At 66.6% G+C, this 14788-nt stretch carries 24 protein-coding genes; all 24 read left to right on the top strand.

Annotation, left to right across the window (positions count from 1 at the left end; translation table 11 throughout):
- Positions 1 to 811: 811 nt before the first annotated feature.
- The 24 genes from ACWBNA_RS14215 to ACWBNA_RS14100 all read left to right on the top strand — a co-directional run bounded on the left by ACWBNA_RS14215 (position 812) and on the right by ACWBNA_RS14100 (position 14757).
- Positions 812 to 2035, top strand: coding sequence for an acyltransferase family protein (locus ACWBNA_RS14215; protein ID WP_482704783.1), 1224 nt, complete (start codon positions 812 to 814; stop codon positions 2033 to 2035).
- Positions 2036 to 2755: 720 nt separating this feature from the next.
- Complete coding sequence (gene rpsJ / locus ACWBNA_RS14210) at positions 2756 to 3064, top strand: 30S ribosomal protein S10 (RefSeq protein WP_003948644.1); 309 nt, start codon at positions 2756 to 2758, stop codon at positions 3062 to 3064.
- Positions 3065 to 3081: 17 nt separating this feature from the next.
- A complete protein-coding gene (rplC, locus tag ACWBNA_RS14205) occupies positions 3082 to 3726 on the top strand; it encodes a 50S ribosomal protein L3 (RefSeq protein ID WP_053753931.1) in 645 nt (214 codons plus the stop codon).
- An 8-nt stretch (positions 3727 to 3734) separates the two neighbouring features.
- The gene (gene rplD, locus ACWBNA_RS14200) at positions 3735 to 4400 is read left to right on the top strand and encodes a 50S ribosomal protein L4 (RefSeq protein ID WP_482704690.1); all 666 of its coding nucleotides are present in this window, start codon (positions 3735 to 3737) and stop codon (positions 4398 to 4400) included.
- Complete coding sequence (rplW, locus tag ACWBNA_RS14195; RefSeq protein ID WP_482704689.1) at positions 4400 to 4819, top strand: 50S ribosomal protein L23; 420 nt, start codon at positions 4400 to 4402, stop codon at positions 4817 to 4819. Before rplD ends, rplW begins: the two co-directional genes overlap by 1 nt.
- A gap of 40 nt (positions 4820 to 4859) precedes the next feature.
- Positions 4860 to 5696 carry a 50S ribosomal protein L2 gene (gene rplB, locus ACWBNA_RS14190; protein ID WP_097285858.1) on the top strand — a complete coding sequence of 279 codons (837 nt, stop codon included), beginning with the start codon at positions 4860 to 4862 and terminating at the stop codon, positions 5694 to 5696.
- 12 nt (positions 5697 to 5708) lie between these two features.
- Positions 5709 to 5990 (top strand): 30S ribosomal protein S19, encoded by a 282-nt coding sequence (gene rpsS, locus ACWBNA_RS14185; protein WP_030619138.1) that lies wholly within the window; start codon positions 5709 to 5711, stop codon positions 5988 to 5990.
- Positions 5991 to 6031: 41 nt separating this feature from the next.
- Positions 6032 to 6379 (top strand): 50S ribosomal protein L22, encoded by a 348-nt coding sequence (gene rplV, locus ACWBNA_RS14180; RefSeq protein WP_006604878.1) that lies wholly within the window; start codon positions 6032 to 6034, stop codon positions 6377 to 6379.
- A complete protein-coding gene (gene rpsC / locus ACWBNA_RS14175; RefSeq protein WP_217237697.1) occupies positions 6379 to 7212 on the top strand; it encodes a 30S ribosomal protein S3 in 834 nt (277 codons plus the stop codon). Before rplV ends, rpsC begins: the two co-directional genes overlap by 1 nt.
- Positions 7213 to 7217: 5 nt before the next feature.
- Positions 7218 to 7637, top strand: coding sequence for a 50S ribosomal protein L16 (rplP, locus tag ACWBNA_RS14170; RefSeq protein ID WP_004927269.1), 420 nt, complete (start codon positions 7218 to 7220; stop codon positions 7635 to 7637).
- On the top strand, positions 7637 to 7861 hold the full coding sequence (gene rpmC / locus ACWBNA_RS14165) for a 50S ribosomal protein L29 (RefSeq protein ID WP_003998824.1): 225 nt from the start codon (positions 7637 to 7639) through the stop codon (positions 7859 to 7861). The genes rplP and rpmC overlap by 1 nt, the downstream gene beginning before the upstream one ends.
- Positions 7861 to 8148 (top strand): 30S ribosomal protein S17, encoded by a 288-nt coding sequence (gene rpsQ, locus ACWBNA_RS14160; protein WP_217237696.1) that lies wholly within the window; start codon positions 7861 to 7863, stop codon positions 8146 to 8148. The genes rpmC and rpsQ overlap by 1 nt, the downstream gene beginning before the upstream one ends.
- Before the next feature lie 104 nt (positions 8149 to 8252).
- The gene (gene rplN, locus ACWBNA_RS14155; RefSeq protein ID WP_003998823.1) at positions 8253 to 8621 is read left to right on the top strand and encodes a 50S ribosomal protein L14; all 369 of its coding nucleotides are present in this window, start codon (positions 8253 to 8255) and stop codon (positions 8619 to 8621) included.
- Between the two features lie 2 nt (positions 8622 to 8623).
- A complete protein-coding gene (gene rplX, locus ACWBNA_RS14150; protein WP_006376030.1) occupies positions 8624 to 8947 on the top strand; it encodes a 50S ribosomal protein L24 in 324 nt (107 codons plus the stop codon).
- On the top strand, positions 8947 to 9504 hold the full coding sequence (rplE, locus tag ACWBNA_RS14145) for a 50S ribosomal protein L5 (RefSeq protein ID WP_482704688.1): 558 nt from the start codon (positions 8947 to 8949) through the stop codon (positions 9502 to 9504). Before rplX ends, rplE begins: the two co-directional genes overlap by 1 nt.
- A gap of 5 nt (positions 9505 to 9509) precedes the next feature.
- Positions 9510 to 9695 carry a type Z 30S ribosomal protein S14 gene (locus ACWBNA_RS14140; protein WP_003948630.1) on the top strand — a complete coding sequence of 62 codons (186 nt, stop codon included), beginning with the start codon at positions 9510 to 9512 and terminating at the stop codon, positions 9693 to 9695.
- A gap of 214 nt (positions 9696 to 9909) precedes the next feature.
- Complete coding sequence (rpsH, locus tag ACWBNA_RS14135) at positions 9910 to 10308, top strand: 30S ribosomal protein S8 (RefSeq protein WP_007384075.1); 399 nt, start codon at positions 9910 to 9912, stop codon at positions 10306 to 10308.
- 24 nt (positions 10309 to 10332) lie between these two features.
- Entirely contained in the window at positions 10333 to 10872 is a 540-nt protein-coding gene (gene rplF, locus ACWBNA_RS14130) for a 50S ribosomal protein L6 (RefSeq protein WP_383866009.1), read from the top strand.
- A 3-nt stretch (positions 10873 to 10875) separates the two neighbouring features.
- Positions 10876 to 11259: a 50S ribosomal protein L18 gene (gene rplR / locus ACWBNA_RS14125; protein WP_053753923.1), complete on the top strand. Its 384-nt coding sequence runs from the start codon at positions 10876 to 10878 to the stop codon at positions 11257 to 11259.
- Between the two features lie 41 nt (positions 11260 to 11300).
- Positions 11301 to 11909 carry a 30S ribosomal protein S5 gene (rpsE, locus tag ACWBNA_RS14120; protein ID WP_217237693.1) on the top strand — a complete coding sequence of 203 codons (609 nt, stop codon included), beginning with the start codon at positions 11301 to 11303 and terminating at the stop codon, positions 11907 to 11909.
- Positions 11909 to 12091, top strand: coding sequence for a 50S ribosomal protein L30 (gene rpmD / locus ACWBNA_RS14115; RefSeq protein ID WP_005481207.1), 183 nt, complete (start codon positions 11909 to 11911; stop codon positions 12089 to 12091). Before rpsE ends, rpmD begins: the two co-directional genes overlap by 1 nt.
- Before the next feature lie 2 nt (positions 12092 to 12093).
- Complete coding sequence (gene rplO / locus ACWBNA_RS14110; protein ID WP_482704687.1) at positions 12094 to 12549, top strand: 50S ribosomal protein L15; 456 nt, start codon at positions 12094 to 12096, stop codon at positions 12547 to 12549.
- Between the two features lie 244 nt (positions 12550 to 12793).
- The gene (gene secY, locus ACWBNA_RS14105; protein ID WP_482704686.1) at positions 12794 to 14107 is read left to right on the top strand and encodes a preprotein translocase subunit SecY; all 1314 of its coding nucleotides are present in this window, start codon (positions 12794 to 12796) and stop codon (positions 14105 to 14107) included.
- Positions 14107 to 14757 (top strand): adenylate kinase, encoded by a 651-nt coding sequence (locus tag ACWBNA_RS14100; protein ID WP_482704685.1) that lies wholly within the window; start codon positions 14107 to 14109, stop codon positions 14755 to 14757. The genes secY and ACWBNA_RS14100 overlap by 1 nt, the downstream gene beginning before the upstream one ends.
- The last annotated feature ends 31 nt before the right edge of the window (positions 14758 to 14788 follow it).

Genomic DNA, 14788 nt, shown 5'->3' with positions numbered 1-14788 from the left:
CGGGCCTCTTCGCTGTGTGGAGGCCGTGGTGCGTCTCGGTGCCGAGCCGGGCCGGAGGGCCGGAGGGCCGGGCGTCGGCGCAGGGCGGGGCGGGGGAGTCCTGGGCGGGGGCGGTCGGGCGTGAGCTGGGCGACGGGCAGCAGCGGTCTCGACGGCGAGCGGGCCGCAGAGGGCCGTCCAGGGGGATCCGCGTCGTCTGCCGGACGCGGTCGACGATCGCGCGTTCCTCCGGGGTCAGCAGGGCCGTCCTGTCCTCCCGCGGCCGGCTTCCGAGCCTCGCGCAGGCTCCGCCGCCGCAGCCGTACGTCCTCGGGGCGTGGCGAGCTGCGCGGGGCCGCCGTGGTCCGGGCAGGTGCGCCACGGCCCGTGGGCCGGCCACAGCGAGCGGCCCACCATCCAGCTGTCCGCCGCGGTGGACGCCTGGGCGGGGATGCAGCCGTACGGGCGAGGGGCGAGGGGCGAGGGGCGAGGGGCGAGGGGCGAGGGGCGCGAGCTCGGGGGAGTGGGCCGTCACGTCGAGCGGGCGGGGCGGGGTGGTGAGGGTCATGGGGGGAGGCCATGGCTGAACGTCCGCCGTCGGCAGGGGAGTTGGTCGGTCATGGGTGCCAGGTGAAGTGTTGCCGAACGCTGTGGGACGCGTCGGCGAGGTTTCGGGCAACTCCGTGTCGCGGGTGGCACGGAATGTTCTTGTCTGTTCTCTGTGGGCCGGTTGTGGCGGTCGTAGCGTGAGCGGCGGCCGAGGCCGCTCGGCCGGAGTTCTTCGAGCTTCCCCATTCCGGGTTTCCCCATGAGGACGGACTGACTGGTGCCGATGCGTGGTGCGGACGGCAGAACGACGATCCCGACGCGGGTGGCGGGCCTGGGCGGCACGCTGCAGCAGCCGTTGCCGCCGCTCGCCGTGCCCGGGCCGCGGCGGCCGCCACGGCCCGGCGGAGCGGGCCACCGAGCCGTCGTACGCGAGAGGGCGGACCGCCGGCTGTACGCCGTCGACGGCATCCGTCTGCTCGCCGCCCTGATGGTCGCCGTCCACCACTACGCCGGCACCCACCGCGCCGACCAGCCGGGCAACGCGATCTGGGACCGGCCGGTGTCCGACATCATGCCCACGGTGTTCCGCTTCGCCTCCTACGGCTGGATCGGCGTCGAGATCTTCTTCGTGATCAGCGGGTTCGTGATCTGCATGTCCTGCTGGGGGCGCACGCCGCGGCAGTTCTTCGTGTCGCGGGTGATACGGCTCTACCCCGCGTACTGGTTCGCCGTCGCCTTCACCACGGCCGTGCTGGTGGCCCTGCCGGGCGTCTGGGACCGCCTGCGCGCGAGGGACGTACTCCTCAACCTCACGATGCTGCAGTCCGGTTCGGGCGTCATGAACGTCGACGGCGTCTACTGGACCCTCTGGTCGGAGCTGCGCTTCTACCTGCTCTTCCTGCTCGTCGTCGCCACCGGGCTGACGTACCGGAAGGTCGTCGTCTTCTGCTGCGTCTGGGGCGCCGCCGCGATGCTCGCGCCGGTCTCCGGGCTGCCCCTGCTGGAGCTGCTGGCCAACCCCGACGGCGCCTGGTACTTCATCGCGGGCCTCGCCCTCTACCTCATGCACCGCTTCGGACAGGACCTGTTGTTGTGGGGCATCCTCTCGATGGCGTGGCTGATGGGGCAGCGGGAGCTGGGCCTGCGGATCGGCGAGGTGGAGCATGTCTCCGGCTGGCGGGGGAGCGTGCTGGTCTTCACCGTGTTCCTGCTGGCCATGGTCGCCATCGCGCTCGGCGCGACGGACCGCGTGCGGGGGAAGTGGCTGGTGACGGCGGGTGCGTTGACGTATCCGCTGTACCTGACGCACTACGCGGCCGGTACGACGCTGATCAACCGCTTGCGGGACACGATGGACGCCCGGGTGCTGGTGGCCGTGGTGCTCGCCGGGTTCCTGGTGCTGAGCTGGCTGGTGCACCGGTTCGTGGAGCGGCCGGTGGCCGGGATGGTGAAGCGGGGGCTGGACACGTCGTTCGCGCGGATGCGGAACGCACGCGGACCGGCCTGAGGTTCACGCTCCGCGCCTGTGGTCCCGGGGCCCGGGCAGTCCGGGAGCGTCCCGGCGCCGGGTGGGCGTCACTGGGTCCGGACCGGTCTCTTGAACGGCTCCAGCGTGATGCGGAGCGCGCTGCGAGGGCTTGGGCCGGCGGGGTGTCCTCAGGGCGGCGCACGGTCGGCAGCCGGATCGTCGACGTCGTCTAGGCGTCGGCCGGCAGGCCGGGTGCCGGTGCGTCGGAGGCCGGATTGCCGTCGTGCTCCCGTGCGGTGCGCCCGTTGACGATCTTGGCGCAGGCCCGCCGGCACCCCCACAGGGTTTGACCTGCGTCACGTGCGGGGTATTGTCTCCGGCTCGATTGGCCAGGCACCTGCCCCATATGGCAGACTGTCGGAGTTGCTCGGTCGAGTGTTGATGCTGCGCGCCTCCCGCCGGGAGGACCGGAAGCGAGTCCCACAGTACTCGTCGCCCCAACTGCCAGGTGGCAGCGCTGGGGCGGACGTACGGGAATCTTTCGGGAAGTGTCAGTGCAGCGCCGGCCAGGCGCCCGGTGGGTCTTCACCCTCGGCTTGCGGTTCCGGAAGGGCCGTGCTTTCCCAGCAGGGAAGTTCCAGAGATGGGACCTCTGTGTCAGTGAGAGCGCGACACACCCGACCGCGTGGGTCGGAGGAGCGAAGTGTTCGGAACATCGGGTTCCAGAGCGTTAAACGAGAGACAGGACTACTAGTAGCCATGGCGGGACAGAAGATCCGCATCCGGCTCAAGGCCTACGACCACGAGGTCATCGACAGCTCGGCGAAGAAGATCGTCGAGACGGTGACGCGTACTGGTGCGTCGGTCGCGGGCCCGGTGCCGCTGCCCACTGAGAAGAACGTGTACTGCGTCATCAAGTCGCCGCACAAGTACAAGGACTCGCGCGAGCACTTCGAGATGCGCACGCACAAGCGCCTGATCGACATCCTCGACCCGACGCCCAAGACCGTTGACTCTCTGATGCGACTCGACCTCCCGGCCGGTGTCGACATCGAGATCAAGCTCTAGGGGCCGGTGATCTGAGAATGGCTAAGCAGATCAAGGGCATCCTGGGCGAGAAGCTCGGCATGACGCAGGTGTGGGACGAGAACAACCGAGTTGTTCCCGTCACCGTCGTCAAGGCCGGCCCCAACGTCGTGACCCAGGTCCGTACGAATGACTCCGACGGCTACGAGTCGGTCCAGATCGCCTTCGGCGAGATCGACCCTCGCAAGGTGAACAAGCCCCTCAAGGGTCACTTCGCCAAGGCCGACGTCACTCCCCGCCGCCACCTCGTCGAGATCCGTACCGCTGACGCCAGCGAGTACACCCTCGGCCAGGAGATCACCGCTGAGGTGTTCGAGGCCGGCATCAAGGTCGACGTGACCGGCAAGAGCAAGGGCAAGGGCTTCGCCGGTGTCATGAAGCGTCACAACTTCAAGGGCCTCGGCGCCGGACACGGCACCCAGCGCAAGCACCGCTCTCCCGGTTCCATCGGTGGCTGCGCCACCCCTGGCCGCGTGTTCAAGGGCCTCCGCATGGCGGGTCGTATGGGCAATGAGCGTGTCACCACCCAGAACCTGACCGTCCACGCCGTTGACGCGGAGAAGGGTCTGCTGCTCATCAAGGGCGCGGTTCCCGGTCCGAACGGCGGCCTCGTCCTGGTCCGCACTGCGGCCAAGGGGGCCTGAGGTAACCGATGAGCACTGTTGACATCCTTTCGCCTGCAGGCGAGAAGACCGGAAGCGTCGAGCTCCCCGCGGAGATCTTCGGCGTGGAGAAGATCAGCATCCCGCTGATCCACCAGGTCGTCGTCGCGCAGAACGCCGCTGCCCGTCAGGGCACGCACAAGACCAAGCGCCGCGGCGAAGTCCGCGGTGGCGGCAAGAAGCCGTACCGCCAGAAGGGCACCGGCCGCGCCCGCCAGGGTTCGACCCGCGCGCCGCAGTTCGCAGGCGGTGGCGTCGTCCACGGCCCGCAGCCGCGTGACTACTCGCAGCGGACCCCGAAGAAGATGAAGGCTGCCGCTCTGCGTCACGCCCTCACCGACCGGGCCCGCCACAACCGCATCCACGTCGTCTCCGGCGTCATCGAGGGTGAGAACCCGTCGACGAAGGCCGCTCGGACGCTGTTCGGCAAGATCTCGGAGCGCAAGAACCTGCTCCTGGTCATCGACCGCGCCGACGAGGCCGCGTGGCTGTCCGCCCGCAACCTGCCCCAGATCCACATTCTGGAGCCGGGCCAGCTGAACACGTACGACGTTCTCGTCTCGGACGACGTGGTCTTCACCCAGGCCGCTTTCGAGTCCTTCGTGTCTGGTGCCCCGTCGAGGTCGGACGCTGACACCGAAGGGAGCGAAGCCTGATGGCTACGCGTCACCCGAGCATCGCCTCGAAGGCCGCCAAGGCCAAGAAGGTCGCGCGCGTCGCCAAGGCGCGTCGCCACGAGACCGAGGGCAAGAACACCGTCGTCACCCCGGTGAGCAAGTCGTTCACGGACCACCGTGACATCCTGCTCAAGCCGGTCGTGTCCGAGAAGAGCTACGCGCTTCTCGACGAGGGCAAGTACACGTTCATCGTCGCCCCGGGCGCCAACAAGACCCAGATCAAGCAGGCCGTCCAGGCGGTCTTCTCGGTCAAGGTCACCGGGGTCAACACGATCAACCGCATCGGCAAGCGCAAGCGCACCAAGACCGGCTTCGGTCAGCGTGCCGGCTCCAAGCGCGCGATTGTGACCCTCGCTGAGGGCGACCGTATCGACATCTTCGGCGGTCCGACCGCCTGACGGCGGTCCGGATCGTCCGATATCGGACGAGGACTGAGAAATGGGAATCCGCAAGTACAAGCCGACTACGCCGGGCCGTCGTGGCTCCAGCGTCGCCGACTTCGTCGAGGTCACGCGGTCCACGCCGGAGAAGTCGCTGGTTCGCCCCCTGCACAGCAAGGGCGGCCGTAACAATTCCGGTCGTGTGACCGTTCGCCACCAGGGTGGCGGACACAAGCGCGCCTACCGAGTGATCGACTTCCGTCGTCACGACAAGGACGGCGTGCCGGCGAAGGTCGCGCACATCGAGTACGACCCCAACCGCACCGCGCGCATCGCGCTGCTGCACTACGCGGACGGCGAGAAGCGCTACATCCTCGCCCCGCGCAACCTGCAGCAGGGTGACCGCGTCGAGAACGGTCCCGGGGCCGACATCAAGCCGGGCAACAACCTGGCGCTCCGCAACATCCCGGTCGGTACCACGATCCACGCGATCGAGATCCGTCCCGGTGGCGGCGCCAAGTTCGCCCGCTCCGCCGGCGCCTCGGTGCAGCTGCTGGCGAAGGAGGGCACGATGGCCCACCTTCGTATGCCCTCCGGTGAGATCCGCCTGGTCGACCAGCGCTGCCGCGCCACGGTCGGCGAGGTCGGCAACGCCGAGCAGAGCAACATCAACTGGGGCAAGGCCGGCCGCAAGCGCTGGCTCGGCGTCCGCCCGACCGTTCGCGGTGTGGCGATGAACCCGGTTGACCACCCGCACGGTGGTGGTGAGGGCAAGACCTCCGGTGGTCGCCACCCGGTCTCGCCGTGGGGTCAGAAGGAGGGTCGTACTCGTTCGCCGAAGAAGGCTTCGAACAAGTACATCGTCCGCCGCCGCAAGACGAACAAGAAGCGCTAGGAGCGGGTTTAGATGCCGCGCAGTCTCAAGAAGGGGCCCTTCGTCGACGACCACCTGATCAAGAAGGTGGACGTCCAGAACGAAGCGGGTTCCAAGAACGTCATCAAGACCTGGTCCCGTCGCTCGATGATCGTCCCGGCCATGCTGGGCCACACGATCGCGGTGCACAACGGCAAGACCCACATTCCGGTGTTTGTCACCGAGTCGATGGTCGGCCACAAGCTCGGCGAGTTCTCGCCGACGCGCACCTTCCGGGGTCACGTCAAGGACGACCGGAAGTCGAAGCGCCGCTAACGCGGGGTGGAATGACCATGACAGACACTGGAAGGACAACCATGGAAGCCAGGGCCCAGGCGCGGTACATCCGCGTTACGCCCATGAAGGCCCGCCGAGTGGTGGACCTTATCCGTGGCATGGACGCCACGGAGGCTCAGGCGGTCCTGCGTTTCGCCCCGCAGGCCGCGAGCGTGCCGGTCGGCAAGGTGCTTGACAGCGCCATTGCCAACGCCGCACACAACTACGACCACACCGACGCCGGCAGCCTCGTCATCTCCGAGGCGTACGTCGACGAGGGTCCGACCCTGAAGCGGTTCCGTCCGCGTGCCCAGGGCCGCGCCTACCGGATCCGCAAGCGGACCAGCCACATCACCGTGGTCGTCAGCAGCAAGGAAGGAACCCGGTAATGGGCCAGAAGGTTAACCCGCATGGGTTCCGGCTCGGCATCACCACGGACTTCAAGTCCCGTTGGTACGCCGACAAGCTGTACAAGGACTACGTCAAGGAAGACGTCGCCATCCGTCGGATGATGACGTCCGGCATGGAGCGCGCCGGCATCTCGAAGGTGGAGATCGAGCGCACCCGTGACCGCGTCCGTGTGGACATCCACACGGCCCGTCCGGGCATCGTCATCGGCCGCCGTGGCGCCGAGGCCGACCGCATCCGCGGTGACCTCGAGAAGCTCACGGGCAAGCAGGTCCAGCTGAACATCCTCGAGGTCAAGAGCCCCGAGACCGACGCTCAGCTGGTTGCCCAGGCCGTCGCCGAGCAGCTCTCCTCCCGCGTCTCCTTCCGTCGCGCCATGCGTAAGAGCATGCAGGGCACGATGAAGGCCGGCGCCAAGGGCATCAAGATCCAGTGCGGTGGCCGCCTCGGCGGCGCCGAGATGTCCCGCTCGGAGTTCTACCGCGAGGGCCGTGTGCCCCTGCACACGCTCCGTGCGAACGTGGACTACGGCTTCTTCGAGGCCAAGACGACCTTCGGCCGCATCGGCGTGAAGGTCTGGATCTACAAGGGCGACGTCAAGAACATCGCCGAGGTCCGCGCCGAGAACGCCGCAGCCCGCGCCGGCAACCGCCCGGCCCGTGGTGGCGGCGGCGCCGACCGCCCGGCCCGTGGTGGCCGTGGTGGCGAGCGCGGCGGTCGCGGTCGCAAGCCGCAGCAGGCTCCCGCTGCCGAGGCCCCCAAGGCCGACGCTCCGGCTGCCGCTCCGGCTGAGAGCACCGGAACGGAGGCCTGACCGACATGCTGATCCCCCGACGGGTCAAGCACCGCAAGCAGCACCACCCGAAGCGCCGCGGTCAGGCCAAGGGTGGTACGACGGTCGCGTTCGGCGAGTACGGCATTCAGGCCCTCACGCCGGCGTACGTGACCAACCGCCAGATCGAGGCGGCCCGTATCGCGATGACCCGCCACATCAAGCGTGGCGGCAAGGTCTGGATCAACATCTACCCGGACCGCCCGCTCACGAAGAAGCCTGCCGAGACCCGCATGGGTTCCGGTAAGGGTTCGCCGGAGTGGTGGATCGCGAACGTGCACCCGGGACGGGTCATGTTCGAACTGTCCTACCCCAACGAGAAGATCGCCCGTGAGGCCCTGACTCGCGCCGCTCACAAGCTGCCGATGAAGTGCCGGATCGTCAAGCGCGAGGCAGGTGAAGCGTGATGTCGGCCGGTACCAAGGCGTCCGAGCTGCGCGAACTGGGTGACGAGGAGCTTCTCGCGAAGCTTCGCGAAGCCAAGGAAGAGCTGTTCAACCTCCGCTTCCAGGCGGCGACCGGTCAGCTCGAGAACCACGGTCGGCTCAAGGCCGTCCGTAAGGACATCGCGCGGATCTACACCCTGATGCGTGAGCGCGAGCTGGGCATCGAGACGGTGGAGAGCGCCTGATGAGTGAGAGCAACGTGACTGAGCAGACCGCAGAGGCCCGCGGCTTCCGCAAGACCCGTGAGGGTCTGGTCGTCGGCGACAAGATGGACAAGACCGTCGTCGTCGCCGTCGAGGACCGCGTCAAGCACGCGCTGTACGGCAAGGTCATCCGCCGTACGAACAAGCTCAAGGCGCACGACGAGCAGAACGCTGCCGGCGTCGGCGACCGCGTCCTCCTCATGGAGACGCGTCCGCTGTCCGCCACGAAGCGCTGGCGCGTCGTCGAGATCCTCGAGAAGGCCAAGTAATTTCCTGCGGGGCAAACCCCGCAGGACAGTTCCGCCAGGCTCGGCGAGCTCCGTAAGTCACTTACGGAGCTCGCCGGGAACCGGCAGACAAACAGGAGATAGACGTGATCCAGCAGGAGTCGCGACTGCGTGTCGCCGACAACACTGGTGCGAAGGAAATCCTTTGCATCCGTGTGCTCGGTGGCTCCGGTCGCCGCTACGCGGGCATCGGTGACGTCATCGTCGCCACCGTCAAGGACGCGATCCCCGGTGGCAACGTGAAGAAGGGTGACGTCGTCAAGGCGGTCATCGTTCGCACCGTCAAGGAGCGCCGCCGTCCGGACGGCTCGTACATCCGCTTCGACGAGAACGCCGCCGTCATTCTGAAGAACGACGGCGACCCTCGCGGCACCCGTATCTTCGGCCCTGTCGGCCGTGAGCTGCGCGAGAAGAAGTTCATGAAGATCATCTCGCTCGCGCCGGAGGTGCTGTAAGCATGAAGATCAAGAAGGGCGACCTGGTCCAGGTCATCACCGGTAAGGACAAGGGCAAGCAGGGCAAGGTCATCGCGGCCTTCCCCCGCGAGGACCGTGTCCTGGTCGAGGGTGTCAACCGGGTCAAGAAGCACACCAAGGCCGGCCCGACCGCCAAGGGTTCGCAGGCCGGTGGCATCGTCACGACCGAGGCCCCTGTTCACGTGAGCAACGTTCAGCTCGTCGTGGAGAAGGACGGCAACAAGGTCGTCACGCGTGTCGGTTACCGCTTCGACGACGAGGGCAACAAGATCCGCGTTGCCAAGCGGACGGGTGAGGACATCTGATGACGACCACCACCACTCCGCGTCTGAAGACGAGGTACCGCGAGGAGATCCAGGCCAAGCTGCAGGAAGAGTTCTCGTACGAGAACGTCATGCAGATCCCCGGCCTGGTCAAGATCGTGGTCAACATGGGTGTCGGCGACGCCGCCCGTGACTCGAAGCTCATGGACGGTGCCGTCCGGGACCTGACGACCATCACCGGTCAGAAGCCGGCCGTCACCAAGGCCCGCAAGTCCATCGCGCAGTTCAAGCTGCGTGAGGGTCAGCCGATCGGTGCCCACGTCACGCTTCGTGGCGACCGCATGTGGGAGTTCCTGGACCGCACCCTGTCGCTCGCGCTGCCGCGCATCCGCGACTTCCGCGGCCTGTCTCCCAAGCAGTTCGACGGTCGTGGCAACTACACCTTCGGTCTCACCGAGCAGGTCATGTTCCACGAGATCGACCAGGACAAGATCGACCGCGTCCGGGGTATGGACATCACCGTGGTCACCACGGCGACCAACGACGCTGAGGGCCGCGCGCTCCTTCGTCACCTCGGCTTCCCCTTCAAGGAGGCGTGAGCGAGATGGCGAAGAAGGCTCTGATTGCCAAGGCTGCTCGTAAGCCCAAGTTCGGAGTACGCGGCTACACGCGCTGCCAGCGCTGCGGCCGTCCGCACTCCGTGTACCGCAAGTTCGGCCTGTGCCGCGTGTGCCTTCGTGAGATGGCTCACCGTGGCGAGCTGCCGGGCGTGACCAAGAGCTCCTGGTAATCCCCCTAATCAGGGATTTCCGGAGCTCTCGGTAAGCAATGGGCGTGTCAGGCGCCCACCCCTTCATGGCTTAGGCTTGGAGGGTTGGGCGCCTGATGGTCGCCCGTACGACTTACTACGCCGTAGGTCCACCGCGCCGCACCCGCCCCGTCTCGGATCGGGGAGAGGGATGGCGCACCAGGAAACCCCGGCGAGAGAGGCCGAAGGCCAATTCATGACCATGACTGATCCGATCGCAGACATGCTTACGCGTCTGCGGAACGCGAACTCGGCATACCACGACTCCGTGACGATGCCGGCATCGAAGATCAAGTCGCACATCGCGGAGATCCTCCAGCAGGAGGGCTTCATCACGGGCTGGAAGGTCGAGGACGCCGAGGTCGGCAAGAACCTCGTTCTCGAGCTGAAGTTCGGCCCGAACCGTGAGCGCTCCATCGCGGGCATCAAGCGGATCTCCAAGCCCGGTCTCCGGGTGTACGCGAAGTCCACCAACCTGCCCAAGGTGCTCGGCGGCCTCGGCGTGGCGATCATCTCCACGTCGCACGGTCTCCTCACCGACAAGCAGGCCGGCAAGAAGGGCGTAGGCGGAGAAGTTCTCGCCTACGTCTGGTAACGGAAGGGAACGGAGGAAACAGCTATGTCGCGTATTGGCAAGCTCCCCATCACGGTTCCCGCCGGCGTGGACGTCACCATCGACGGCCGTACGGTCTCGGTCAAGGGCCCCAAGGGCTCGCTGACCCACACCGTCGCTGCGCCGATCGACATCGCCAAGGGTGAGGACGGCGTACTCAACGTCACCCGCCCCAACGACGAGCGTCAGAACAAGGCCCTGCACGGCCTGTCCCGCACGCTGGTGGCGAACATGATCACCGGCGTGACCGAGGGTTACGTGAAGAAGCTCGAGATCAGCGGTGTCGGTTACCGCGTACAGGCCAAGGGATCGAACCTCGAGTTCGCTCTGGGCTACAGCCACCCGATCACCGTCGAGGCGCCCGAGGGAATCACCTTCAAGGTGGAGAACCCGACCCGCTTCCAGGTCGAGGGCATCGACAAGCAGAAGGTCGGCGAGGTTGCGGCCAACATCCGCAAGCTGCGCAAGCCCGACCCGTACAAGGCCAAGGGCGTCAAGTACGAGGGCGAAGTCATCCGCCGCAAGGTCGGAAAGGCGGGTAAGTAAGCCATGGCATACGGACAGAAGATCCTCAAGGGCGACGCCTACAAGCGCGCCGCGATCAAGCGCCGCCACATCCGGATCCGCAAGTCGATCAACGGAACGGCGGAGCGTCCTCGTCTGGTCGTGACCCGCTCGAACCGCCACATCGTGGCCCAGGTGATCGACGACCTCAAGGGGCACACCCTTGCGTCGGCGTCCACCCTGGACACCTCGATCCGCGGTGCGGAGGGCGACAAGTCGGCGCAGGCCAAGCAGGTCGGCGCCCTGGTCGCCGAGCGCGCCAAGGCCGCCGGTGTCGAGGCTGTCGTATTCGACCGTGGTGGCAACCAGTACGCCGGGCGCATTGCCGCCCTGGCGGACGCCGCCCGCGAAGCCGGACTGAAGTTCTGAGCCGGTTCCGTAGCTAGCGGAAACAGAGAGAGGTAATTCCAATGGCTGGACCCCAGCGCCGCGGTGGCGGTGCCGGTGGCGGCGAGCGGCGGGACCGGAAGGGCCGTGACGGCGGCGCAGCTGCCGCCGAGAAGACCGCTTACGTTGAGCGCGTCGTCGCGATCAATCGTGTCGCCAAGGTTGTGAAGGGTGGTCGTCGCTTCAGCTTCACCGCGCTGGTCGTGGTGGGCGATGGTGACGGCACCGTGGGTGTCGGTTACGGCAAGGCCAAGGAGGTGCCGGCCGCCATCGCCAAGGGTGTTGAGGAGGCCAAGAAGCACTTCTTCAAGGTCCCCCGTATCCAGGGCACCATCCCGCACCCGATCACGGGTGAGAAGGCTGCCGGCGTCGTGCTGCTCAAGCCCGCGTCCCCGGGTACCGGCGTTATCGCCGGTGGTCCGGTGCGTGCCGTGCTCGAGTGCGCCGGTATCCACGACATCCTGTCGAAGTCGCTCGGCTCGTCGAACGCGATCAACATCGTGCACGCGACCGTGGCGGCCCTGAAGGGCCTTCAGCGTCCCGAGGAGGTCGCGGCCCGCCGCGGTCTGCCGCTCGAGGACGTCGCTCCCGCGGCTCTGCTGCGTGCGCGTGCCGGGGCTGGTGCTGCGTAATGGCTCAGCTCAAGATCACGCAGACGAAGTCGTACATCGGCAGCAAGCAGAACCACCGTGACACCCTGCGTTCCCTTGGTCTCAAGGGCATCAACACGCAGGTCGTCAAGGAGGATCGTCCCGAGTTCCGCGGCATGGTGCACACCGTCCGCCACCTCGTGACGGTCGAGGAGGTCGACTGATCATGGCGGAGAACAACCCGCTCAAGATCCACAACCTCCGTCCCGCCCCGGGCGCCAAGACCGCCAAGACCCGTGTCGGTCGTGGTGAGGCGTCGAAGGGTAAGACGGCCGGTCGTGGTACCAAGGGCACGAAGGCCCGTTACCAGGTTCCGGAGAACTTCGAGGGTGGCCAGACGCCGCTCCACATGCGTCTCCCGAAGCTCAAGGGCTTCAAGAACCCGTTCAAGACCGAGTACCAGGTCGTGAACCTCGACAAGCTGGCGTCGCTGTACCCGGAGGGTGGCGAGGTCACCGTCGAGGGGCTCGTCGCCAAGGGTGCCGTTCGCAAGAACAGCCTTGTCAAGGTCCTCGGCCAGGGCGAGGTCTCCGTGGCGCTGCAGGTGACGGTCGACGCCGTCTCCGGCTCCGCCAAGGAGAAGATCGCCGCCGCCGGCGGTACCGTCACCGAGCTCGTCTGAACACCTCAGACGTCTCGATGACTTGATCGATCCCGACCGGGGATACCCCACAAATGGGGTATCCCCGGTCGGTCGTTCCAAGGGGGCGGTCTCGCGGGTAAGGTGGCCTGCACTGCCCACTTTTACTGAGTGCTTCTTGTGAGGCACTCTGAGCGGCAGTTGACCGTTAGCTAAGTCGTCCCTATCAGTCGAACCTCAAGACCGTCACCCTTGACGCAGTAGCGCGGGGGTCGCAGGAGGCACCGTGCTCACCGCGTTCGCCCGGGCGTTCAAGACGCCCGACCTGCGCAAGAAGCTGCTCTTCACGCTCGGCATCATCGTGGTGTACCGGATCGGTACCCACATTCCGATCCCAGGCGTCGACTACAGGGCTGTCCAGACCTGCATCGACCAGGCGAACGCCACCTCGGGCATCTTCGGCCTGATCAACATGTTCAGTGGCGGCGCGCTGCTGCAGATCACGATCTTTGCGCTCGGCATCATGCCGTACATCACGGCGAGCATCATCCTTCAGCTGCTGACCGTGGTGATCCCGCGCCTGGAAGCTCTCAAGAAGGAGGGGCAGTCCGGTACGGCGAAGATCACGCAGTACACCCGGTACCTGACCGTGGCGCTCGCCATCCTCCAGGGCACCGGCCTCGTCGCCACCGCCCGTAGCGGCTCACTCTTTGCCAATTGTTCGGTCGCCAGCCAGGTCGTCCCGGACCGCTCGATCTTCACCACCATGGTGATGGTCATCACCATGACCGCCGGTACGGCCACCGTTATGTGGCTCGGTGAGCTCATCACCGACCGCGGCATCGGCAACGGCATGTCGATCCTGATGTTCATCTCGATCGCCGCGACCTTCCCGGCAGGGCTGTGGGCCATCAAGGAGCAGGGCTCCCTGGCCGGCGGCTGGATCGAGTTCGGCATCGTGTGTCTCATCGGCCTGGTGATGATCGGCCTCGTCGTCTTCGTCGAGCAGGCCCAGCGGCGTATTCCGGTGCAGTACGCGAAGCGCATGATCGGCCGGAGGTCCTACGGCGGCACGTCGACGTACATTCCGCTGAAGGTCAACCAGGCGGGCATCATCCCTGTGATCTTTGCCTCGTCGCTGCTCTACATCCCGGCACTGATCGCGCAGTTCGCCGGTGGCAACGCCGGCTGGAAGACCTGGATCGAACAGAACCTCGCGAAGCCGAACGCTCCGGCGCACATCACCCTCTACTTCCTCCTGATCGTCTTCTTCGCCTTCTTCTACGTGGCCATCTCGTTCAACCCCGAGGAAGTCGCGGACAACATGAAGAAGTATGGTGGCTTCATCCCGGGCATCCGGGCTGGCCGACCGACCGCTGAGTACCTGTCGTACGTGCTCAACCGGATCACCTGGCCGGGTTCGCTGTATTTGGGTCTGATCGCTCTCGTCCCGACGATGGCGTTGGCTGGTTTCGAGGCAGACCAGAACTTCCCGTTCGGCGGGACCAGCATCCTGATCATCGTGGGTGTCGGTCTCGAAACGGTGAAGCAGATCGAGGGCCAGCTCCAGCAGCGCAATTACGAAGGGTTCCTCCGCTGATGCGTATCGTCCTCGTCGGGCCGCCAGGTGCCGGTAAGGGAACGCAGGCCGCGTTCCTCGCCAAGAACCTGTCGATCCCGCACATCTCCACGGGCGACCTGTTCCGCGCGAACATCAGCCAGGGCACAGAGCTCGGGCTGCGTGCGAAGTCCTACATGGACGCGGGACAGCTGGTGCCCGACGAGGTCACCATCGGTATGGCGCGCGACCGTATGCAGCAGCCGGACGCGGTCGGGGGCTTCCTCCTCGACGGCTTCCCGCGGAACGTCGCCCAGGCGGAGGCGCTCGACGAGATGCTGCGTGAAGGGGACATGAAGATCGACGCGGTGCTGGACCTGGAGGTCCCCGAGGAGGAAGTCGTCAAGCGGATCGCCGGCCGGCGGATCTGCCGCAACGACTCGGCGCACGTGTTCCACGTCACGTACAACGCGTCCGCGGCGGAGGGCGTGTGCGATGTGTGCGGTGGTGAGCTCTACCAGCGTGATGACGACAGTGAGGACACGGTGCGCCGGCGGCTGGAGGTCTACCACACGCAGACCGAGCCGATCATCGACTACTACAAGGCCCAGGGCCTTGTGACCACGGTCTCCGCGATGGGGAAGGTGGCGGACGTCACGAAGCGGGCCATGTCGGCGCTGTCCGGTTCGTAACAGCTTGCAAAGGAAGGCAGCGGCCCCCGGC

The sequence above is a fragment of the Streptomyces sp. Q2 genome (assembly GCF_056820935.1).
The sequence above is the reverse complement of the archived record's forward strand: the minus strand, read 5'-3'. Positions and strand labels throughout refer to the sequence as shown.